14 protein-coding genes are annotated in these 21,443 nt (G+C 66.8%); 11 read left to right on the top strand and 3 right to left on the bottom strand.

Going from position 1 to position 21,443, the window contains the following annotated elements; all coding sequences use genetic code 11:
* Positions 1 to 72: 72 nt before the first annotated feature.
* The 9 genes from ACSFBL_RS19730 (at position 73) to ACSFBL_RS19690 (ending at position 14,253) form a co-directional block, all read left to right on the top strand.
* Entirely contained in the window at positions 73 to 4,353 is a 4,281-nt protein-coding gene (locus tag ACSFBL_RS19730; RefSeq protein WP_435517502.1) for a GAF domain-containing protein, read from the top strand.
* A 1-nt stretch (position 4,354) separates the two neighbouring features.
* On the top strand, positions 4,355 to 4,708 hold the full coding sequence (locus ACSFBL_RS19725; protein WP_435517501.1) for an Hpt domain-containing protein: 354 nt from the start codon (positions 4,355 to 4,357) through the stop codon (positions 4,706 to 4,708).
* Positions 4,701 to 5,753, top strand: a complete 1,053-nt coding sequence (locus ACSFBL_RS19720) for an adenylate/guanylate cyclase domain-containing protein (protein ID WP_435517500.1) — start codon at positions 4,701 to 4,703, stop codon at positions 5,751 to 5,753. Before ACSFBL_RS19725 ends, ACSFBL_RS19720 begins: the two co-directional genes overlap by 8 nt.
* A gap of 151 nt (positions 5,754 to 5,904) precedes the next feature.
* Complete coding sequence (locus ACSFBL_RS19715; protein ID WP_435517499.1) at positions 5,905 to 7,446, top strand: alpha/beta hydrolase; 1,542 nt, start codon at positions 5,905 to 5,907, stop codon at positions 7,444 to 7,446.
* A gap of 110 nt (positions 7,447 to 7,556) precedes the next feature.
* Complete coding sequence (gltS, locus tag ACSFBL_RS19710; protein ID WP_435517498.1) at positions 7,557 to 8,765, top strand: sodium/glutamate symporter; 1,209 nt, start codon at positions 7,557 to 7,559, stop codon at positions 8,763 to 8,765.
* Positions 8,766 to 9,007: 242 nt separating this feature from the next.
* Positions 9,008 to 9,553, top strand: coding sequence for a fimbrial protein (locus ACSFBL_RS19705; protein WP_435517497.1), 546 nt, complete (start codon positions 9,008 to 9,010; stop codon positions 9,551 to 9,553).
* A 237-nt stretch (positions 9,554 to 9,790) separates the two neighbouring features.
* Positions 9,791 to 10,567, top strand: a complete 777-nt coding sequence (locus tag ACSFBL_RS19700) for a fimbrial biogenesis chaperone (protein WP_435517496.1) — start codon at positions 9,791 to 9,793, stop codon at positions 10,565 to 10,567.
* Positions 10,568 to 10,577: 10 nt separating this feature from the next.
* Positions 10,578 to 13,226 carry a fimbria/pilus outer membrane usher protein gene (locus ACSFBL_RS19695; RefSeq protein WP_435517495.1) on the top strand — a complete coding sequence of 883 codons (2,649 nt, stop codon included), beginning with the start codon at positions 10,578 to 10,580 and terminating at the stop codon, positions 13,224 to 13,226.
* Positions 13,227 to 13,296: 70 nt separating this feature from the next.
* Complete coding sequence (locus ACSFBL_RS19690; protein ID WP_435517494.1) at positions 13,297 to 14,253, top strand: fimbrial protein; 957 nt, start codon at positions 13,297 to 13,299, stop codon at positions 14,251 to 14,253.
* A gap of 8 nt (positions 14,254 to 14,261) precedes the next feature.
* On the opposite strand, the gene ACSFBL_RS19685 is transcribed toward ACSFBL_RS19690, so the two are convergent.
* A complete protein-coding gene (locus ACSFBL_RS19685; RefSeq protein ID WP_435517493.1) occupies positions 14,262 to 15,632 on the bottom strand; it encodes a patatin-like phospholipase family protein in 1,371 nt (456 codons plus the stop codon).
* Positions 15,626 to 16,270, bottom strand: coding sequence for a Crp/Fnr family transcriptional regulator (locus ACSFBL_RS19680; protein WP_435517492.1), 645 nt, complete (start codon positions 16,268 to 16,270; stop codon positions 15,626 to 15,628). The genes ACSFBL_RS19685 and ACSFBL_RS19680 overlap by 7 nt, the downstream gene beginning before the upstream one ends.
* 138 nt (positions 16,271 to 16,408) lie before the next feature.
* Here ACSFBL_RS19680 and ACSFBL_RS19675 point away from each other — a divergent pair, with 138 nt between their 5' ends.
* A complete protein-coding gene (locus tag ACSFBL_RS19675; RefSeq protein ID WP_435517491.1) occupies positions 16,409 to 18,073 on the top strand; it encodes a phospholipase D-like domain-containing protein in 1,665 nt (554 codons plus the stop codon).
* A 6-nt stretch (positions 18,074 to 18,079) separates the two neighbouring features.
* On the opposite strand, the gene ACSFBL_RS19670 is transcribed toward ACSFBL_RS19675, so the two are convergent.
* Positions 18,080 to 20,509, bottom strand: coding sequence for an alkaline phosphatase family protein (locus ACSFBL_RS19670; RefSeq protein ID WP_435517490.1), 2,430 nt, complete (start codon positions 20,507 to 20,509; stop codon positions 18,080 to 18,082).
* 121 nt (positions 20,510 to 20,630) lie between these two features.
* Between ACSFBL_RS19670 and ACSFBL_RS19665 the strand changes: the two genes are divergently transcribed.
* Positions 20,631 to 21,419, top strand: a complete 789-nt coding sequence (locus ACSFBL_RS19665; protein ID WP_435517489.1) for a gamma-glutamylcyclotransferase family protein — start codon at positions 20,631 to 20,633, stop codon at positions 21,417 to 21,419.
* The last annotated feature ends 24 nt before the right edge of the window (positions 21,420 to 21,443 follow it).

Here is a 21,443-nt window from a genome sequence, read left to right as displayed (position 1 = left end):
GCTGCTTCGCTAGACTCCACGCCGTGTGCGCGGCCTCGCGCACCGTCCCCTGATCGCAGGAGCAATCGCCCCATGGCAGAGTCCCGGTCCCGGCCACTGTCGATGCATGCGCTGCGCGCCGATGCGCAGCCGCGGGAGCCGTTCGAGCGCCTGATCGAGAGCGGCCTGCGCCTGAACGGGCTGCGCAGCGAAAGCGAACTGCACGGCGACCTGGTCCGCGAAGCAGCCGAGCTCAGCGGTGCCCAGCGGGTGCTGCTTGTGCTGGATACCGGTGACGGCCTGCGCATCGCCGGTTCGATGCTGCCGCCCGGCGAAGACGCCGACAGCCTCCTCCGCGCGATCGAACCATGGCTCGCCGAAACACGCCGCGCATGCATCGCAAACCTCCGGCACGGGCCTGAAGGGGCGAGGCCCACGGCCCAGCGCTCATGCCTGATCGCCCCTTTGATGGCGCAGGACGCGCTCCTCGGCTTCCTCTACGCCGATGTCGAAGGCGCAGTCGGACGCTTCCGCGATGCGGACCGCGACCTGCTGTCCGCGCTGGCGCGCCAGGCCGCGGGCGCCCTCTTCAACCTGCGCGCGCGGGAAGACGTGGAACACCGCCTGACCGAGCGCAACGCCGAACTGGCGCAACAGACAGGCGCGCTCACCCTCATCGACAGCATCCAGCAAGGCATGGCCGACCGCCTCGGCTTCGACGCCATCATCCAGATGGTGGGCGACAAGCTGCGCGAGATCTTCGACTCCGGCGACGTCAACATCCTCTGGTGGGACGAAAAGACCGATCTGATCCAGGCGCTGTACCGCTACGAGCACAACAAGCCGCTGCCCCTGCCGCCGCCACGGTCGATCCAGGCGGACGAACCGCTCATACGGATCCTCCACATGCGCGAGGTGCGCGTGGCGAACACGCGTGAGGAACAGACCCAGGTCGGCCTCCACCCCGCGCCGGGGACCGACTGGGCGCATTCGATCGCGGCCGTCCCCATCATCGGCCGCGACCGCGTCCTGGGCGCCATCGGACTTCAGAACCACGAGCGCGAATACGCCTTCGAGGCCGACGAGGTCCGCCTGCTCGAAACCGTGGCGGCGAGCATGGGTGTCGCGCTGGAAAATGCGCGCCTGTTCGACGAGACACAGGAAACCTTGGCGCACCAGACCGCCACCGCCGAGGTGCTGCATGTGATCGGCAGTTCCGTCGCCGATCCGGGCCCCGTCTTCGACAAGATCCTCGAATGCTGCGATCGGCTGTTTGACGCCAGTTCCTTCGCGCTGATGATGCTCGACGACAACGGCCAGCTCGCGCTCGAACGGTGGATGCTGACCGCCGCCGGCCGCGCCGAGATCGGCGAGGCCCGCTCCGCCGAGCTCCAGCCGTTGATGCAGTCGAGCTATCCGGCGTCGCCTTCCGACACATCGGCCGAACTCGCCTTCCGCAGCGGCGAACTGGTGGAGTTCGCCGATGTGCTGAAGGACGCGGGCGCGCCGCACGTGCTGCATCGCAACGCCCGACAGCTCGGAAGGAGCTTCGCCAACCTCGCTGCGCCACTGATGTGGCAGGGCCGCGGCATCGGCCTGCTCAGCATGCAGCGCGGCGAGGTCGGGCCCTTCCGCCGCAGCGAGCGGGCGCTGCTCAAGACCTTCGCCGACCAGGCGGTGATCGCCATCCAGAACGCGCGCCTGTTCAACGAGACCCAGCAGGCCTTGCGCAAGGTCGAGGAGCGCACCGCCGAGCTGACCGAGTCGCTCGAATACCAGACGGCCACGTCGGAGGTTCTCAGGGTCATCAGCGCCTCGCCGACGGACGTGCAGCCCGTGCTCGACACGGTGGCCGAGCGTGCGGGCATCCTGTGCCGCGCCGAAGGCAGCCGGGTGTGGCTCGCGATCGACGGCAGGCTGCGCGCGATGACGAGCTATGGGCCGACGTACGACACCGGCGCCATGGCCGCTGAGCTGCCGATGCGCACGGCGTCGATCGCGGGGCGTGCCTTCATGGAGCGCCGTTGCATCCACGTCGAGGACGTCGTCCCCCTCATGGACACGGAATACCCCGACGTGCGCGAGCTCCAGGCGCGCAACGGCTTCCGCACGGTGCTGGCCGTGCCGATGCTGCGCGACGGCCAGTCGGTCGGCGTGATCGCCCTGCTGCGCAACCAGGTCCGGCCCTTTGCGCCGGCGGAGATCGGGCTCGTGCAGACCTTCGCCGACCAGGCCGTCATCGCCATCGAGAACGTGCGGCTGATCAGCGAGACCCGGGAGGCGCTGGAGCAGCAAACCGCCACGGCCGAAGTGCTGCAGGTCATCAGCGGCTCCATGGAGGACGCGCGGCCGGTGTTCGACAAGATCCTCGAAAGCTGCCAGCGCCTGTTTTCCGGGCGGCAGGTGGGCGTCTCGCTGGTCGGCGACGACGGCATGGTGCACCTGGGCGCGCATCGGGGTTCCGCCCGCGAAGTGCTCGAACAGTTCTATCCGCGCCCCATCGATCGCTCGCCGCTGGGCATGAGCATGCGAGGGCCCGACGTCTTCCACATTCCGGATGTGCTCGCCCACGGGGAGGCGCCCTATTTCATCCGGCAGGTGGCCGAACAGATCGGCACCTACGCGATCATGGTCGCGCCGCTGATGTGGGAGGACCAGTTCATCGGGTCGATCCATGTCACCCGCCAGCCGCCGGGGCCCTTCGCCGACAAGGACCTCAAGCTGCTGAAGACTTTCGCGGACCAGGCGGTCATCGCCATCCAGAACGCCCGGCTCTTCAACGAAACCCGCGAGGCGCGCGCCGCGGCCGAGGCCGCCAACGAGGCCAAGAGCGCCTTCCTCGCGATGATGAGCCACGAGATCCGCACGCCGATGAACGCGGTGATCGGGATGAGCGGCCTCTTGCTCGACACGAAGCTCGACGCCGAACAGCAGGACTACGTCTCGACCGTGCGCGACTCGGGCGATGCCCTGCTGACCATCATTAACGACATCCTCGACTATTCGAAGATCGAGGCTGGCCGGATGGACATCGAGGAGCATCCCTTCGACCTGCGCGATTGCGTGGAGTCGGCCCTCGACCTCGTCAGCACGCGCGCGACCGAGAAGAACCTGGACATCGCCTACATGTTCGAGGGCGACGTGCCGCCTGCCGTGAGCGGCGACCTCACGCGGCTGCGGCAGGTGCTGCTCAACCTGATGAGCAATGCGGTGAAGTTCACCGAGACCGGCGAAGTGGTGCTGACGGTCAGCGCGAAGCCTCTGCCCGCGGAGAAGATCACCCTGACCTTCGCGGTGCGCGACACCGGCATCGGCCTGACGCGGGAGGGCATGGGGCGGCTGTTCCAGTCCTTCTCGCAGGCCGACTCCAGCACCACGCGCAAGTACGGCGGCACCGGCCTGGGCCTCGCGATCAGCAAGCGGCTGGCCGAGCTGATGGGCGGCACCATGTGGGTCGAGAGCGATGGCCCGGGCACCGGCTCCACCTTTTTCTTCACGATGGAGGTGCCGCTCGCGGAACTGCCCCCCAGCGCACGCCGCGACTTCATCGGCGTGCAGCATGAACTGCAGGCAAAGCGCCTGCTGATCGTGGACGACAACGCCACCAACCGGCGCGTGCTCGCGCTCCAGGCGGACAAGTGGGGCATGAAGCCGCACGACACCGAATCCCCGGTCGAGGCCCTGCGCTGGCTCGAACAGAGCGAGCCCTTCGACCTCGCGATCCTCGACATGCACATGCCCGGGATGGACGGTGTCGCCCTCGCGAGGCGCATCCGCGTCGGTCATCCGACGCTGCCGCTCGTCCTCTTCAGTTCGCTCGGCCGGCGCGAGATCGGCGATGCCGATACGTTGTTCAATGCCTACCTGGCCAAGCCGATCCGCCAGTCGCACCTCTTCGACACGCTGGTGAGCCTGCTCGCGCACGACGCGCCCGCGAGGCCCTCGGCCGGCGCCGCGGCCAAGCCGCAGATCGACCCCACCATGGCGTCGCGGCATCCGCTGCGCATCCTGCTGGCCGAAGACAACGCGGTGAACCAGAAGCTCGCGATGCGCCTGCTGCAGCAGATGGGCTACCGCGCCGACCTCGCCTCCAACGGCATCGAGGCCGTGGAGTCGGTGCAGCGACAAGCCTACGATGTGGTGCTGATGGACGTGCAGATGCCCGAGCTCGACGGCCTGGATGCCACCCGCCAGATCTGCACCCTGCTGGACCCCCCTTCGCGGCCGCGCATCGTGGCGATGACGGCCAATGCGATGCAGGGCGACCGCGAGATGTGCATGGACGCGGGCATGGACGACTACCTGACCAAGCCGATCCGCGTCGACCGGCTGGTCGAAGCATTGAACAGCGTGCCCGCACGAAAGGACCGATGACGTGAGCGATGACAAGAGCCAGGCAACGATCGACCGCGCGACCTTCGCGGAACTGCAGGAAGCCGCGGGCGCCGACTTCGTGAAGGAACTGGTGCAGACCTTTCTCGAGGAAGCGCCGCTGATGCTGAGGGAACTTCGCGACGCGCTGGCCGAAAGCGACGCCGACACCTTCCGGCGCGCGGCGCATTCGCTGAAATCGAACAGCCTCACCTTCGGCGCGCTCACGCTCGGCGCGATGGCGCGCGAACAGGAACTCGGCGGGCTCGCCGCCGCGCAGCCGTCGAACGCCCTCGACGCGCTCGCGGCCGAATACGGGCGCGTCGCGGCCGCCTTGCAGGATCTCAGCCATGGTTGACCTGCGCCATGCGCCCGCGCGCCTGCTGGTGGCCGACGACAACAAGGTCAACCGCCTGCTGCTGACGCGAAGTCTCGAACTGCAAGGCCACACCGTCCAGTGCGCCGAGAACGGCCGCATCGCGCTGGAGATGCTGCGGCGCGAGCCCTTCGACCTGCTGCTGCTCGACATGGAGATGCCCGAGATGACCGGCTTCGAGGTGCTGGAACACCTGAGCGCCGACGTCAAGTTGCAGGACCTGCCGGTGATCGTGACCTCGTCGCTCGAAGGCGTGGCCGACATCGCGCGCTGCATCGAACTGGGCGCGGAGGACTACCTGCACAAGCCCGTCAATGCGGTGCTGCTGAAGGCACGCATCGGGGCCAGTCTCGAAAAGAAGCGCCTGCGCGACCAGCAGAAGGAAATGGTGCGCCGCTTCGCCACCTCGGAAGTCGCGCAGGACCTGCAGCAATCCGGCTTCGCGCTGGGCGGGCGGCGGGTGCTGGCGACGGTCATGTTCTGCGACATTCGCGGCTTCACCTCGATCGTCGAATCGCAGCCACCCGAAGAGACGATCGAGCTGCTGAACACCTACTACACGCTGATGTTCGACGCGATCAACGGCCATGGCGGCGTGGTCAACCAGATGATCGGCGACGGCCTGATGGCGATCTTCGGCGCGCCGCTGCCGCTGGAGGACCACAGCGCGGCCGCGGTGCGCGCCGCGCTCGAGATGGTGGAGATGATCGACCTGCTGAACCTCGAACGCACGGCGACCGGCAAGAAGGCGATCCGCATGGGCGTGGGCGTCGCGACCGGCGAGATGGTCGCGGGCTACACCGGCACGCACCAGCGCGCGACCTACACCTGCATCGGCGACACGGTGAACCTCGCCGCGCGGCTCGAGGAACACACCAAGCTCGCGGGGCGACTGATCCTGATCGACACGGCGACGCAGCTCGCGCTCGACGGCCGGATCGCCGTCGAGCCGCTGGGCCCCGCCTCGTTCCGGGGCAAGGCGGCACCGGTCGAGGTGTACGCCGTCGCGACGCCCGCCGACGCCTAGTTTCGCGACCCCGTGTCGCCAAGGTGATAGAGGCTCCGGGTTACTCCGCCCCGGGCCGCACGCATGGCCCCCCTACGCTCCGACCGCCGGCGCCGCACTGTCCAGGCAGTGCGGCGCCGGTTTGTGTGTTCAATCACGGAGACAAAAACCCATGCAAAAGACTCGTGTCCAGCTCCTGGCGCTGGCGACCACTCTCAGCCTTGCCGCGTGTGGCGGCGGCGGCAACGGAGGAGCCTTCCTCCCCGTCGCGGCAGCGCCGGCCCCGGCACCCGCAGCACCCGCCCCCGCGCCTGCCCCCGCGCCGGAAGAGAAGCGCGCCCAGGACGATCGCAACACCTTCGTGCCCGCCGCGCCGACGGACACCACCTTCGCGGCGCTCGCGGCCGATGCCGGCGACACGGTCGACAACACGACCACCAGCCGCTGGGCCGGCGTGCTCGGCGGTGCGGCCTATCGCGTCGAAGTGCCGGCCAACTGGAACGGCAAGCTCGTGATGTATGCGCACGGCTACGCCGGCACCGGCAACGCGCTGGGCGTCACCAATCCGTCGATCCGACGCTACCTGATCCAGAACGGCTATGCCTGGGCTGCATCGAGCTACAGCAAGAACTACTACGACGTGCGCGTGGGCGTCGAGGACACCAACGCGCTGGCGCTGGAGTTCAACAAGATCGCGGCGGCGGCAGGCCGCACGCTGGCCGCGCCGAGCAAGATCTACATCACCGGCCATTCGATGGGCGGCCACATCACCGCTGCCGCGATCGAGGACGAGGCCTTCGCCACCGCCAACCACAAGGTCAAGTACAACGGCGCGGTGCCGATGTGCGGCGTGGTCGGCGACACCGAGCTGTTCGACTACTTCGCTGCCGCGCAGGTCACGGCGCAGGCCCTGGCCGGCGTGCCCAAGTACCCGTTCACCAGCTGGTCGGACATCCTGGCGCAGGTCACCGGCACGCTGTTCTCGACCTTCCCGTCGGCGGCGACGCCCACCGCGGCCGTGACGCCCTCGGCCACCGTCGGCGTGAAGTACGCATCGGTCATCAAGAACCTCACCGGCGGCGAACGCCCGCTGTTCGGCCTCGGCTTCTCCAACGGCGGCACCTTCCCGCTGGTCTGGGGCGTGTTTGGCGGCGACGGTACGGTCACCGGCATCCTGAACAAGAACGGGGTTGATACCAACCGCTTCACCTACGTGATCGACGGCGACACGGCCGGGTCCGCGGCGCTCAATGCCTCGGCGCTCAAGCTCACCGCCGAGACCGATGCCAACCGCCTGCGCAGGGACGGACTGCGCTGGATCCCGAAGGCCAACGGCGAGTTCAAGATCCCCGTCGTGACCCTGCACACGCTGGGTGACCTGTACGTGCCCTTCAGCATGGAGCAGGTCTACAACAAGCGCGTCGCCGCCAAGGGCAACAGCGCCTGGCTGGTGCAGCGCGCGATCCGCGGCGCCTCGCACTGCGACTTCACCGTCGCGGAGCAGGTCACGGCCTTCGACGACATGATCAAGTGGGAACGCGATGGCGTGAAGCCCGCGGGCGACGACGTCGTGACGGCAGCGACCGTCGCGCAGCCTACCTACGGCTGCACCTTCACGAAGAACGTCATGGGGGTGGACGACACATCGCAGTCGACGAAGGCCCTGCGCACCGCCATCGCCGCCGCCACCGCGGCCACGCCCTGCCCGCCCTGACCGGTCGACCTCCTCCGCCCGCAACCTGCCGCTTCCCCGGGCTCGTCAGAGCAAGGGTGATGTGGCAGGATGCGGGCCAAGGCCGATCACAGGCTGCGTGAGGAGTGAACTTGGACATCGGGCTCGGCGTTCCGGCGACGCTCGCCATCGCGGCACTCGTGCTGGTGGTGGGTCGCCTCTTGATCCAGCGCATCGCGTTCCTCCGGAAATACTCGATTCCGGAACCGGTCGTCGGCGGACTGGTCGCCGCGGTGCTGGTCGCCGCGCTGCATGCGGCCGGGGTACGGATCGCATTCGATACGGCGCTGCAGCCCGGGCTCATGCTGGCCTTCTTCGCGACCATCGGCCTGGGCGCCGACGCCCGCATGATCGCCAAGGGCGGCGGCCCTCTGCTTCGCTTCACCGTCTGCGTGATCGGCATGCTGCTGGTGGAGAACCTCATCGGCGTCGGCGCGGCCAAGGTCATGGGCACCGACCCGTTGATCGGCCTGATCGCCGGTTCGATCACCATGGCCGGCGGCCACGGAACCGGCGCGGCCTGGGGCCAGCGCTTCGCGGACCAGTTCGGCCTGGCGGGCGCGCCCGCACTGGCCCTCGCGTCCGCCACCTTCGGCCTCATCATGGGCGGCGTCATCGGCGGGCCGGTGGCCATGCGCCTCATACGGCGCCTCCAGGCGCGCGGCGAGCCGCTGGGCGTTTCCAACGAACAGGCGCTCGCGCATGACGAGGCGGAGTCCCTCGAGGCGTTCACGGCGGAGCGCCTGATCGTCACGATCATGCTGGTCGCGACCAGCGTGGCCGTGGGAACCGCACTCGCGCGATGGACGGAGAACCCGGTGTTCACGCTCCCGACCTTCGTCTGGGCGCTGTTCGTCGGCGCAGTGCTGCGCAACGCGCTCGCCTTCGCACGGGTGCACGAAATCGATGGCCAGGCGCTGTCCTTCACCGGTGCCGTCTCCCTGTCGCTTTTCCTCGCAATGGCGCTGATGAGCCTGCGGCTGTGGGAGCTTGCGTCTCTCGCGCTGCCGATGTTCGTGATCCTTGCCCTCCAAGGCATCGGCGTCGCGCTCTACACCACCTATGTCACCTACCGGGTGATGGGCGCGAACTACGAGGCGGCCGTGCTGGTGGCCGGCCAATGCGGTTTCGGGCTCGGCGCCACGCCGACGGCCATTGCGAACATCCAGGCGATCTGCACGCGCTACGGCGCCGCGCCGCAGGCCTTTATCCTGGTGCCGGTGGTGGGCGCGTTCATCATCGACCTGTGCAATGCGCTGGTGATCAGCGGCTTCGTCCAGGTCGTGGCAGCGCTGCGGTAGGTGGACAGGAAAGGCATTCATGCCTTTGGCGCGCTCGCCCGAAGCCGCCGGAAAACCTCGCCCAGAGTTTTCGCCCGCTTAAAACTATTTAGTCCATTCGGTTCTATTTGTCTTATCTGAATAGCGTTCTAGGAATGTTCTGAAAGTTCGATCAGCTGATTCAGGACTGAATTGCGCTGCTATTCTGAAGCTGCTCTGTACAGGCAACACCCTTTTCTAAATTCACCCTGGATCAGAATCAGATGCAAAAGACTGGATTTTTCAAATTCGCAGCTCTCGCCCTTGTCGGTGCTTTGTCGCAAGGCGCCTTTGCAGCTCCCGATGGCACGATCAACTTCACCGGTGAAATCACCGACGCACCCTGCTCGATCTCGCCAGCCAGCCAGAACATCATCGTGCCGCTCGGCAGCGTCTCGCGCACGGCCCTCGACGGTGCCGTGGGCAAGAGAGCCCCCATGCCGGCCAAATTCGCCATCGACCTGTTGAACTGCGGCGCTTCCGCCAAGGGCGCCACGGTGGCTTTCACCGGCGTTCCCGATCTGAACGACAACACAACCCTGGCAATTGCAAATACAGGCATGACCGGCGTTCAGAAGGCTACCGGCGTGGCGATCGAATTGGGTGATTCGAACGGCAGCAAGATTCCCCTGGGTTCGCAATCCGCCGAATACGTCCTGGGCCAGGGCGACAACTCGCTGAATTTCCAGGCCATCTACGTGGCAACCCAGCCTGCAGTGACTGTGGGCCCGGCCAACGCCGTGGCGCAGTTCACCGTCACTTACCCCTAGTCGACGCTCACGAGTCCATGGTTTCCGCGGAACCCGCGGGAATCGCGGCAGGCTGAACGCCTTTGCGCGTCAGCCCGCCGCCTGAAGGACCGACGCCGTCCGAGGTCCTGCACTCCCGCTGCGGCGTCGGACCTCTCCTCTTTGATTGTTCTCCGCCGGAGCGTCGACGCCGACGCGCCGCGGTGCTTTCGCCTGCGCGCCATGTGCCCCGTGTTCGACGCGCACCAAGGGATGTGTATGCACAACAAGACCTGTTTTCGGTGGGCGCTCGGCCTGCTGCTGCTGGTCGGCCTCCAATGGCCGGCCGGTGCGGGCGTGATGCTCGCCGGCACGCGCGTGATTCTGGGAGAGAAAGATCGCGAAGCCTCCATTCCCCTGAAGAACACCGGCACGGCTCCCTATGTGGTCCAGGCCTGGATCGACGCCGGAGAAGGCATGAACAAGACGCCATTGTTCGTGACGCCGCCGCTGTCGCGGCTCGATCCCGGCATGGAAAACATCCTGCGGATCATGCGTGCAGGCGGGTCATTGCCGACCGACCGCGAGTCGGTGTTCTGGCTCAACGTGAAGGAGATTCCGGAGAAGTCCAGGGAAGAAAACGTCCTGCAGATCGCAGTGCGAACGCGCATCAAGATCTTCTATCGGCCGTCGGATCTTTCCGGCCAGCCTGGCGAGGCTCGCGCCAAGCTCAAGTGGGCAGTGAGTGCGAACGGCAGTCGCCACGGGGCCGTGCTGAAGGTCGCCAACACCTCGGCCTACCACGTGACCTTCACCGCGCTGAAGGTCAACGACGGCAAGCAGGAGATCAACGCCGCCATGGTGCCGCCATACGGCGACGTCACGTACCCACTGAGCGCCATCGAGACCCCGCAGGCGATCCAGGTCTCCTACACGACGATCAACGACTACGGCGGCGAAACGCCCGAAGAGCGCGTGCAGGTCCCCGTCGGCACCGAGCCTGTCGCCGTGAAGGCCGAGTTGGTCGCGCCGCCCGCCGATGGTGTGAAGCGCTGAGGGCCGACGCATGGGCAAGAGATCCAGGTCCTCCTCCCGCCTGCCGTCCGGGCCGACGCTGTGGGCGGTACTGCTCGCATCGCTGGGCACCCCGGGCTATGCACAACAGCAAGTGGCGGCATCGACTTTCAATGAAGAGTTCCTCGCCATCGGCGGCGAGCAGGCCCACGCGGACCTGTCGCTGTTTGCCACAGGCAACCGCGTGACGGCGGGCACCTACTTTGTCGACGTCATCCTGAACCAGCGCTTCGTCGGACAAAGCGACATCCATTTCGTCCAGCGGGAGGCCGAAAAGGACGCCGTACCTTGCCTGACACGCGGCCTGCTCGACAAATGGGGTGTCAACGTCGCGGTGTTTCCGGACCTCGCCAGCGCGTCGGAAGACACATGCTTCGACGACCCGCGTGCAGTCATCCCCGAATCGACAGTGTCGTACGACGGCGGCAAGCAGCGCCTGTTTATAAGCATCCCGCAAGCCGCACTGACGCGTTCGGCCCGCGGCGCCGTGGACCCGGAAATGTGGGACAAGGGCATCACCGCCGGCATGATGGACTACCAGGTCAACTTCGCACGCAACGACGGCAACGGCTCCGACAACTCACCCGCCTTCAGCGGCGACACGTCGTTCGCCAACGGCGCAGCCGACAGGTACGAACGCGACACGCTTTTCGCAGGCGTGCGCGCCGGCTTCAATCTGGGCGATTGGCGCTTTCGCCACTTCTCGACCTACAACCGGGCCTACGACGGCCGCAGCAGATGGCAGGCCATCAATACCTACGTACAGCGAGACCTGCCGTCCATTCGCGGCCAGCTATTGATCGGCGACGGCAGCACGCCGGGCGACCTGTTCGACAGCACGCAGTTCCGGGGCGTGCAGGTCTCGTCCGATGACGCCATGCTGCCCGACAGCCTGCAGGGCTACGCGCCGACGATCCGCGGCATGGCACAGACAAATGCACGCGTCACCGTGCGGCAGAACGGCTACATCATCTACAGCACCTACGTGGCGCCTGGGCCCTTCGTGCTCGACGACCTCTATCCCACGGCGGCGGGCGGCGATCTCCAGGTGACGGTCACGGAAGCCGACGGTCGGGAAAGCCGCTTCATCCAGGCCTTCTCGGCCGTTCCGACGCTTCTGCGCGAGGGCGCCTGGCGCTACTCGGCCACCGCGGGCCAATACCGAAACGGCTACAGCCTTCCCTCATCGAAGTCATTCCGGAACGGTGAGACACCATTTTTCGTTCAGGGCACATTGGCGCGCGGTCTGGGCCACGCGTTCACGCTCTACGGCGGAACGACCGTGTCGACGACGCATGGCTACCAATCCGTGCTCGCCGGCGTCGGCAAGAACATGCGTGGATTCGGTGCGGTGTCGGTCGACCTGTCGAGCGCCAGTTCGAGCGCTCGCAACAACGTCGGCGGCAGCGGACAGTCGCTGCGCTTTCTCTACGCCAAGTCGTTCGCCGACTCAGGCACCAACTTCCGCATCGCGGGCTATCGCTATTCGACCAGCGGCTACCGGACCTTCGAGGAAGCGGTGCAGATGCGCGACCCTTTCTCGTCGCTGCCGTTCAACAGCCGTCGCAACGAGCTGCGTTTCGACATGTCGCAGCAGGTCGCCGACAAGGGGGCCGTGTTCGTGTCGGCTCGACAGCAGTCCTACTGGGGAACGAGCGCGACAGATCGGCTGGTGCAGGTCGGCTATTCGGGCAACTACAAGCAGTTCGGCTATAGCGTGTTCTACAACTACGCCACCGACCTCGGCCGTTCACCCTCCCGGCAGATCATGGTGACCTTGAGCATTCCGCTGGGCAGCACACGCGCCAGCGCGCAGTACTCGGTGACCAGCGAGCGCGGCGGGCGCGTCAACCATCAGGCGAGCGTCTATGGCTCCGCCTTCGACGACAGCCGTCTCACCTACAACGTGACGGCCGGTCATTCCAACGAGCAAGGCGGCAGCGGCAGCGCGAGCGCCAGCTACCTCTCGCCGATGGGGCGCCTGGACGTGGGCCGTTCGCAAGGGCGCGGTTACGGCCAGACTACCTTGGGCGTGGCCGGCGGCCTGCTGGTGCATGCCGGCGGCGCGACGCTGTCACAGTCACTCGGCGAGACCGTCGCACTGGTGCAGGCGCCCAATGCAACGGATGTCGGCTTCGACTCGCAACCGGGCGTCGCAACGGACGGCGCAGGCAACGCGGTGATCCCCAGCCTGAGTCCCTACCGCATCAACCGCATCGCCATTCGCACCGGTGACCTGGGCGACAACGTGGAGGTGAAGAACGCCGCGACCGAGCTGGTGCCGACCCGTGGCGCGGTGGTGGTGGCGAAGTTCGAGAGCTCGGTGGGGTTCCGCCTGCTGATGACGCTGGTGAGTGAATTTGGCAGGCCCCTGCCGCTGGGTTCGAAGATCGAGAACGAAGCGGGCGAGGAAGTCGGCATCGTCGGACCGGATGGCCAGGCCTTCGTCGCGGGAGCGGCCAGCAAGGGCCACCTGAAAGTCATCTGGGGGCATGGCGAAAACGACCAGTGCATCGTGCCCTACAGCCTGCCCGACCAAGAGAACCCGCCGCCCATTCGCGAGTTCGACGGACAGTGCAGCAGGTCCGACGCCAGCGTCGCTCTCAGCGCCCCCCCGGCAGATGCCGAAGCAAAGGAATGAGATGAACAACAGTCGATCCGCAGCGATGAAGAAACTGTGGCGCCGTCGAGCGCGCCCCGCATTGCTGGCCTTGTGCCTGCTGCACGGCGCGCCTGCCGCCTGGGCGGCATGCGCGCGCATTCCCGGCGTCACCGAGCTTGTCATCAACATCGACATCGGCAACGTTCTCGTCAGCCCAGGCATACCGGTGGGTGGTCTCATCATGTCAAGAGAGTTCCCCATCCAAACCAACGGCTCGGCCGACATCAGGAGCAACTGCTCGGGAAGCGGCGGCAGGATGAACGCTGTAATGCTGCAGGGGGCGCCGGTCCCAAGCCGCGCCGACATCTATTCGACCGATGTGCCAGGCGTGGGCATTCGCCTGTCGCTCAAGACCTCGACGCTGCGCTACTACCCGTTCACGCGGCAGACAGGGGTCGGCAATTTGTATTTCGAGCTCGGCTCACAGTTCCGGGTGGAACTGATCAAGACAGCGCCCATCACCGGCAATGGCCCACTCGCGCACGGCGTCTACACCCGCTTTTACGGCGACGATGGCCCGGCGTACTCGATATTGACCACCGTCCTCTCGGGCGCAGGCATCAACATCGTCACACCCTCGTGCACCGTCGACGCGGGCACGCGCAACATCCCGGTGCAATTCGGCAAGGTGCCGATCAGCAGCTTCAAGGGCATGGCATCGCCTGCCATCGGGTACGAGAAGAACTTCAACATCAGGTTGAACTGCAGCGCCGGCCTGAACATGCCCAACACCGTCTATCTGCGGATGGATGCACAGCGGGACCCAACGAATCTGCCGGGTGTGTTGCAGATCACGCAGGGCGGCAAGGACATCGCCGGCGGCGTGGGCATTCAAGTCCTCGACAAGATGGGCCTCCCTGTGCAGTTCGGCGACGACGGGCTGGTGGGTCTATCAAAGGATGGCGTCTATCTGCTCCCGTATACCGCGCGCTATTTCCAGACTGGCAACCAGGTGACGGCCGGTCGTGCCGACGGCATGGCGACGTTCACGCTGGACTACAAGTAGATCTGGCGTCAGCGTGCCGGCGGTTTCGACGCGCCCGCGCTTGGCGGTGCACGCAGACTGGCCAGCAATCGCTGGAACTCCGGGCTGTTGCGCAGCAACTCGCGGCCGGTCGCGATCAGGCGGGCCACCTGTTCCTTGTCGAGGGCGAAGCTGGTCGGGATCTCGTTCAAGAAGCGGCGCAGCGGCAGGTCGGGCACGTCCTCGAAACTCAGCTGGACGAAGTACGAACTCACGGGCCGTTCGGGCGTGGAAAGTTCGCGCGTCCAGCGGTCGAGGTTGCGATGCATCTGCTGGAGCGTCGCGACGTTGTAGCGATGCAGCTGGACATTGGTGACGGCGTTCATCGTCTGCTCGAAGGACGGCTCCCGGCTGGTCTCCCCGATACCCGCCGGCGTATCGGCCGCCGCATTGACCGAGATGATGGCGATGCGTCGCGGCGTCTGGATGCCGAGTTCACGCACGTAGCCCTCGGGGCCGCCGGCCAGTTCGACGGCGTCCTGCAATGCGCGCAGGCCGAGGTTGTCCGTGATGCCGCCATCGACGAACTGGGCGTACTTGTGGGTGACCTTGTCTTCGTACGCGAGGTCGTCGTGCACGATCATGCTCAGGTAGTCATTGTTGCCGTCGCGCTTCTTCGCGGCCGCGAGCCAGGGGGGCATCCCGCTGGCGCAGCCGCCGTAGTTCTCGACCACCACCGGCCCGAAGATGATGGGCACGGCACTCGATGCCGTGACGGCCCGCGCCAGGGGAAACTTGCTCAGGTCCGAGCACATGAGGTCGAAATATTCCTGAACGAATGAGAAGCGGGCGCCCGAACTCAGGTCGGACGTGTTGATCAGGATCATCGGTGCGCCGCGCCGTGCCAGGTCACCGAAGGTCGCATCGCCGAACAGCGACTGCTGGTAGTAGCTGACCGCCATCTCCGTGCGGCCGCGGCTGCTGAACCAGCGCACGGGATTCAGCAGGCCGCGCAGCAGCGCCCCCTGGACGTCGCTGCGAAGGAAGCGCTCCTCGTAGTCGACGAAGATCCGGTTGCCGTAGAGCCCGTAGTAGGCCGAGGTGAAGCTGCCGCCAGACACCGAACTGATGATGTCGACCTGGTCGAGCAGGCTCTGTTCCTGGCCGTTGATCGTCACACGGGTGTCACGCAGTTCCTGCATGACGCCATAGGAGAGGGCCGCGGCGCGCGTGCCGCCCCCGGAGAAAGCGACGGCCAGCTTCAGTTCGCCGGAACCGCGATGCGGGCCCCGGGCGAATTCGCCCAGCGAATAGACGCGACCCTCTTCGTCCGCCGCCAGCGGCACGTTCACGACCACGCCATAGGTGGTGCAGCCGCCGAGCAGCAGCGCGGACAGCAGCAGGGCAAGCCGGGCTACCACGATGGCGGGAGCTTCCGCAGGATCACCATCCGCCCGTCGCGCTGGCCCACATAGCCGCCGGCGGTCAGCTCCTTCATCACCCGGTTCACCATCTCGCGCGAGGAGCCGACGCGGTCGGCGATGTCCTGCTGCGTCAGCTTGTGGCGCAGCATGCGCTCGTTGCCGACCGGCTCGGACAGTTCGGTCAGCACCCGCACCATGCGGCCGTAGACGTCCTGCAGGGCGATGCTGCGGACCTGCTCGGTCAGGCGCCGCACCATGCGGATCAGCTTGCGGGTGAGGTGCACCGCGAAGTCGGGGTTGTCCGCAAGGAACTGGCGCAGCTCGGAGCCCTGGACCACGCGGCAGGTGCAGGGCTCGATGGCCTTGATCGAGGCCGAGCGCTTCTCGCCGTCGATAGACAGCTCGCCGAAATAGCCGCCCGGGCCGTACTCGGTGAGCACCAGTTCGCGGCCGTCGTCCGAACTGGCGTAGACCTTCACCCGCCCGCTGAGAACGATGTAGAGCGAGTCGGTCGTATCCCCCTCATTGATGAGGATCGCGTGCGCCGGAAAGGTGCGCGTCAGCCCGTGCGGCGCGATGGCGTCGAGCAGGGACTGGGGCAGGCGGTCGTCGAGGCCTTCGACGGGCGAGTTCATCAATCCATTATGGGACGCCACGGGCCCGGATGTGATCGATGTCACTCGCCCGTTGCGTATTGATTCCTCGTGCGGAACGAGGCCATTGCCTAGATTCGCTCTATCACCCGAAGGACCCCTGCCCGTCGCCTTTTCGCCATGAAGCCCGCCGCCAAGCCCTCCGCCAAGCGCTGTCATCTGCTGATCGCCCACAGCATCGCGATGCGCCTGATCGAGTTCGGCATGGCCCAGGCCCGCGTGGGCGTGGCTGTGCTCGTGTTCATCGTGGTGCTGATCGGCATGCTTGGTTGCGCCAGCCTGCCGGACAACGTCCACCGCCCGGTCTCGCAGACGATCGACGAGGCGGCCGACACGCGCCTCGCCGCGCTCGCGGCGGCTTCGATGCCCAGCGATGAACCAGAGCTCTCGGGCATGCGCCTGCTGCCGGCCGGCGACCAGGCCTTCGAGGCGCGCATTGCGCTGGCGCGCGCCGCCGAGCGGTCGATCGACGTGCAGTACTACCAGATCGCCGACGACACCTCGGGCCGCCAGTTCCTGCACGAGCTGAGCGATGCCGCTGCCCGCGGCGTGCGCGTTCGCGTCCTGATCGACGACCTGCACGCCACCGGCGAAGACGCCTTCCTGGCCGGCCTGGCCGCGCGTCCCGACGTCGAGCTGCGCATGTTCAACCCGTTGCCGGTGCGCGATGGCAGCGTGCGCTCGCGGGTGCTGCTGTCGATGCACGAGTTCTCGCGCATTAACCGCCGCATGCACAACAAGCTGTTCATCGTCGACGGTGCATTCGCCATCAGCGGCGGCCGCAACATCGCCGACGAGTACTTCGGCCGCAGCGAACCCGCCAACTTCATCGACATGGACATGCTGTCGACCGGACCGGTCGTGGCGGAGATGGCGGCCGTGTTCGACGCCTACTGGAACAGCCGCCACGCCTATCCGATCGAAAGCCTCGCCGCGCAGGGTTTCGACCCCGCCGATGCGCGTCGCCGGTTCGATCAGTCCGTGCAGGTGGCCGGCGCGGCGGTGACGCCGCTCGCCGCACGCGATTCGCTCGGCCAGAGCAGCGTGGGCTCGCAACTGGCCGCCGGCCGCGTCGAGATGCACATGGCCGCCGTCCGCGTGGTGGCCGATGCACCGCAGAAGGCCGATGCCGACAACGACTCGCTCGCCGACGGCGTGGTCATGAACGGCAACCTCGACCTGCTGCAGTCCGCAAGCTCGGAGGTGCTGGTCGCATCGCCCTACTTCATTCCGGGGCGCCGCACGATGGACGTGCTGCAACGGGCCGCCGACAGCGACGTGAGCGTGTCCGTCATGACCAACTCCCTCGCGACCACCGACGAGCCGCTGGCGCACTTCGGCTATGCGCGCTATCGCGTGTCGCTGCTGAAGATGCGGGTCGCGCTCTATGAACTGATGCCCGAGGACGATGACGACCGGCCGCCCCTCGCCGACGGACCGCACGGCTCGCTCGGCCGCCTGCACGCCAAGCTGGCGGTGGTGGACCAGCGCTGGCTCTCCATCGGCTCGATGAACATGGACCGCCGCTCCGCGCACAGCAACACCGAGATGAGCCTCATCATCGACAGCCCGGTGCTGGCTGGCCAGGTCGCGATGCTGCTGCGGGACGAACGGTTGCCGAGGAGTTACCAGGTCTGCTACACGGACGGCACGCAACGCCTTCAATGGGTCGAGCAGAGCGGCCGACGCCAGGAGGTCGTCCATGCCGGCGAACCGGATACCACCTGGGGACGCAGGCTGCGGCTTTCGCTACTCGCGACGCTGGTCGACGAGGACCTTCTGTGACGCGCCTCAGGCCAGGCGCTTCGCCAGGTTGTCGAGCATCGCGTGCAACGTCTTCAGATCGGTGGCGCCGGCCAGGATCTCGTCCGAGAGCCTGGCGATCTCCTCAGGACTGAGCTTGCCCGCGGCCAGGGACGCCACCACGCGCGGCGCCATCAGGCGGTGAAGGCCGTGCACCCGCTCGCTCCGCCCCGAGCTGCCCGAACGCGGGAACATCCGGTCGTAGGGCGGCGTGAGCGAAGGCGTCTCGGCGCGCGGCGCAGTACGCTGGAACACGCCCTCGAAGGTCGGCGCCTGCTGCACCCGCTCGCCCACCGCCCAGCGCGACTCGGGAATGCCGAACCAGTGCAGCAGCGTCGCCATGAACGAGGTCGCGTCATAGGCCACGTCCGTCGGCGAGCGGAACACCGTCTTCTCCTCGATCCACGGCGAAACCAGGATGGTCGGCACCCGCACGCCCATGACGTCGTAGCGGAAGCCGTCGACGACGTCGTTGGGCCAGGGGTTCGCCGCGTAAGGCGGGGTCGCGTGGTCGAAGATGCCGCCGTGCTCGTCGAAGGTGATGACGAGCAGCGTCTCGTTCCACGCCGGCCCGGCGCGCAGGGCTTCGTAGATCTCGTTCAATGCCCTCTCGCCCGGGACCAGGTCGGCGCCCGGGTGGTAGGAGCTGGTGCCCGATGTGGCGATCCAGGCCGGCTCCAGCATGCTGAAGGTGGGAAGGTTGCCTGCGCGCGCGTCCTTCTTGAACTGGTCGATGTTGTCGATGAAGCTCGTGGGGTTCTGCACGATGGCGGCATCCACCGACGGGATTTGGCCTTGCAGGAAGAGGTGGTACGTGTGGACGAAGTTCATCCACTCCACCGAGTTGTAGATCTTCCAGCTAGTGAAGCCGTTCGTCCACAGCACCTTCCACATCGACTGGCGATGCGGCGAGAGCGGCCAGTAGGTGTACTGCGTGCCGTTCTGGAAGTTGTTGAGCGTGCATCCCGCCGAGCCCGTGAAGGCGATCGCGCGATTCGGGTCGGTCGCGCCCGGCATCGACGAGAACCAGGCGTCCGACACGGCGAAGCCCTTCGCGAGGCCGTTGAGCACCGGCAACTGCTCGGGCGAATAGGTCCACATGACCTGGTGCACGCCGTTGTTCCAGACGAAACCGTCCATGGTGGGCTTCGCGTGTTGCTGGTAGCCCTGCCGGTTGCCGAAGTACATCTGGCGCATCACGTCGGACTTGTCGTGATAGGGGTCCTGCGGCAGGAAGTCCAGGTCCCAGTCGTCGCTGAGCTCGCCGTCCTTGTACTTGAGCACGTGAACCTTGGTCGGGTTGCCCTGCGCATCCTTGATGCCGGGGTCCACGTTGTACATGGCGAGGTCGACGCCATCGAAGGGCCGGTCGTCGCCGACGAAATTGATCCCGGTCTCGCCCTTGTCGTAGAGCCAGCCACAGACGTGGTCGAAGGACCGGTTCTCCAGCATCAGGTAGACGACATGCTTGATCTTCGCGCGCATGAAGTCCATGGTGCCGGGCACCTCGCTGCGTGCTGCATCGACGGGCCGCAGGGCCTGGATGCCCGTCAGCACGGTGTTCACGTCGAGTTCCGGCGGCAGCGTGCCGGTGCGCACCGGGCCGGTGAGCGGGTTCGCGCTGCGCGGGTCGAAGCGCCAGAGACGGTAGGCGCCATCGGCGGGCGTCCAGTCGAGCACATGGTCGCCGATCACCGCGAGACTGTGGCCCGCGTCGATGTCCTTCCACTGGCCCTGCTGGATGGCCGGCAGGCCCAGCGGCATCACGTTCTGCGGGTCGAAGCTCCAGAGCCAGTATTCGCCCGTCTCGGGCACGCGGTCGAGCACGTAGTTGCCCATCGGGATCAGTTCGTGGCCGAACTGGATGGTGTCGAAGGAGCCCTGTGGCGTGTACGGCAACGGCAGCGGGTCGGCGCAGCCCGGCTTCAACGGACTGGGGTCGAAGTTCCACAGCTGGAAGGTGCCGCGGCCTTCGGTCGGGATGACGTTGAGCATGAAGCCGCCGAGCGGCAGCAGGAGAAGCTCTTCGCCCGAGTCATAGCCTTCGTGCGCGCCTTCCGGATTGCCGAAGTCCGGGCGGTATTGCCAGAACTTCGTCTTGGTCCACAGCCCGTGCTGCACCGGCCGCGTTGCCAGCGGATTGGCACTCCGCGGATCGAACTCGAACAGGCGATAGGGAAAGCAGGGCTGGTAGGGCTTCAACATCAGCGGCCCCCATTCGAGCAGGTAGCGGCCGATCGGCACCAGCTGGTGGGTGGGGTCCAGGGTGGCGCCGGGGTCCAGCGGCATCGGCGCGAGCAGGCTGTCGGCCTCGATGTCGAATCGCCACAGGCGGTAGGCCGGATTGCCCGCATAGGTGTTGCGCGCGGGTTGGCGGCTCAGGACGAAGTCCTGGCTCACCGGAGCGTTCTGGGCCACTGGGGTACTCCTCGTCGAAGGTCGTTGCCTGCATCCGGGACCATCTTCCAGCCGTTCGGCCGGGGCAGCCCGCTCCTGTTCGTCGGATACTAACTGCCAAAGGTGCAACAGGAGAAGACCCGTGTTCTGGTACTTCGGCTATGGCTCCAACATGGATCTCCAGTCGCTGCGCGCGAAAGGCGTCGAGCCGCGGGCGTCGCAACGCGGCGTGCTGCACGGCTGGCGGTTGCGCTTCAACGTGCAGCACTTCTTCCGGCATGAGGGCGGCGTCGGGAACATCGAGCGGTCGGCGGAGCCGTCCGACCTGGTGCGCGGCGTGCTGCACCTGTGCGAGCCGCAGCACCTCGCCCTGCTCGACATCGCCGAAGCCTATGGCCACGGCTATGACCGCTTCGAGGTCGTCGTCGGCACCGACACCGGCGAGCAGCGCGCCGTCGCCTATGCGGGACTGCCCGCCTTCGTCAACGATGCCTGCCTGCCGACCCGGCGCTACCTGAACATCCTGCTCCAGGGTGCAAAGGCCGCCGGCCTGGACCCGGCTTACATCGAGGCGCTGCAGCGCCAGCCCGTGCTGCCCAAGGGCGACATCGCGCCTTTCGTGGCACCGGCGGGCGACTACCCCACCTTCACCGCCGCCACGCTGGCGCGGCAGCCGAACCTCACGGCGCTGGCCGGCGCGGTCTTCGACATGGCCGGCGCCCGCGCCTACCACCGCTACCTGCAGGGCTACTTCGGCGGCAGGGACATGACGCTCTTCCACCTGAAGCGCCTCGACCATTCCGACGGCAGCGAGACCCTCGACGACCTGCGCCACGGCCGCCTGACACCCGCGCAACGGCGCTATCTCGACGAGTACCTGCACGCCTACATGGACGAATACCGCTACGCCGGCCGGTTCACCTACGACTGAGGTCCTGCTTGTCGCCTCGGCGCC

This window comes from Variovorax glacialis (assembly GCF_051216375.1).
Taxonomy (GTDB): domain Bacteria; phylum Pseudomonadota; class Gammaproteobacteria; order Burkholderiales; family Burkholderiaceae_C; genus Variovorax.
This window is presented reverse-complemented; position numbering and strand designations above follow the sequence as displayed.

Bases quoted from the DNA above. Each gene is read 5' to 3' on its own strand.
- ACSFBL_RS19715 (WP_435517499.1), top strand. From the start codon at position 5,905: ATGCAAAAGACTCGTGTCCAGCTCCTGGCGCTGGCGACCACTCTCAGC.
- ACSFBL_RS19705 (WP_435517497.1), top strand. From the start codon at position 9,008: ATGCAAAAGACTGGATTTTTCAAATTCGCAGCTCTCGCCCTTGTCGGT.
- ACSFBL_RS19730 (WP_435517502.1), top strand. From the start codon at position 73: ATGGCAGAGTCCCGGTCCCGGCCACTGTCGATGCATGCGCTGCGCGCC.
- ACSFBL_RS19720 (WP_435517500.1), top strand. From the start codon at position 4,701: ATGGTTGACCTGCGCCATGCGCCCGCGCGCCTGCTGGTGGCCGACGAC.
- ACSFBL_RS19700 (WP_435517496.1), top strand. From the start codon at position 9,791: ATGCACAACAAGACCTGTTTTCGGTGGGCGCTCGGCCTGCTGCTGCTG.
- ACSFBL_RS19695 (WP_435517495.1), top strand. From the start codon at position 10,578: ATGGGCAAGAGATCCAGGTCCTCCTCCCGCCTGCCGTCCGGGCCGACG.
- ACSFBL_RS19675 (WP_435517491.1), top strand. From the start codon at position 16,409: ATGAAGCCCGCCGCCAAGCCCTCCGCCAAGCGCTGTCATCTGCTGATC.
- ACSFBL_RS19680 (WP_435517492.1), bottom strand. From the start codon at position 16,270: ATGAACTCGCCCGTCGAAGGCCTCGACGACCGCCTGCCCCAGTCCCTG.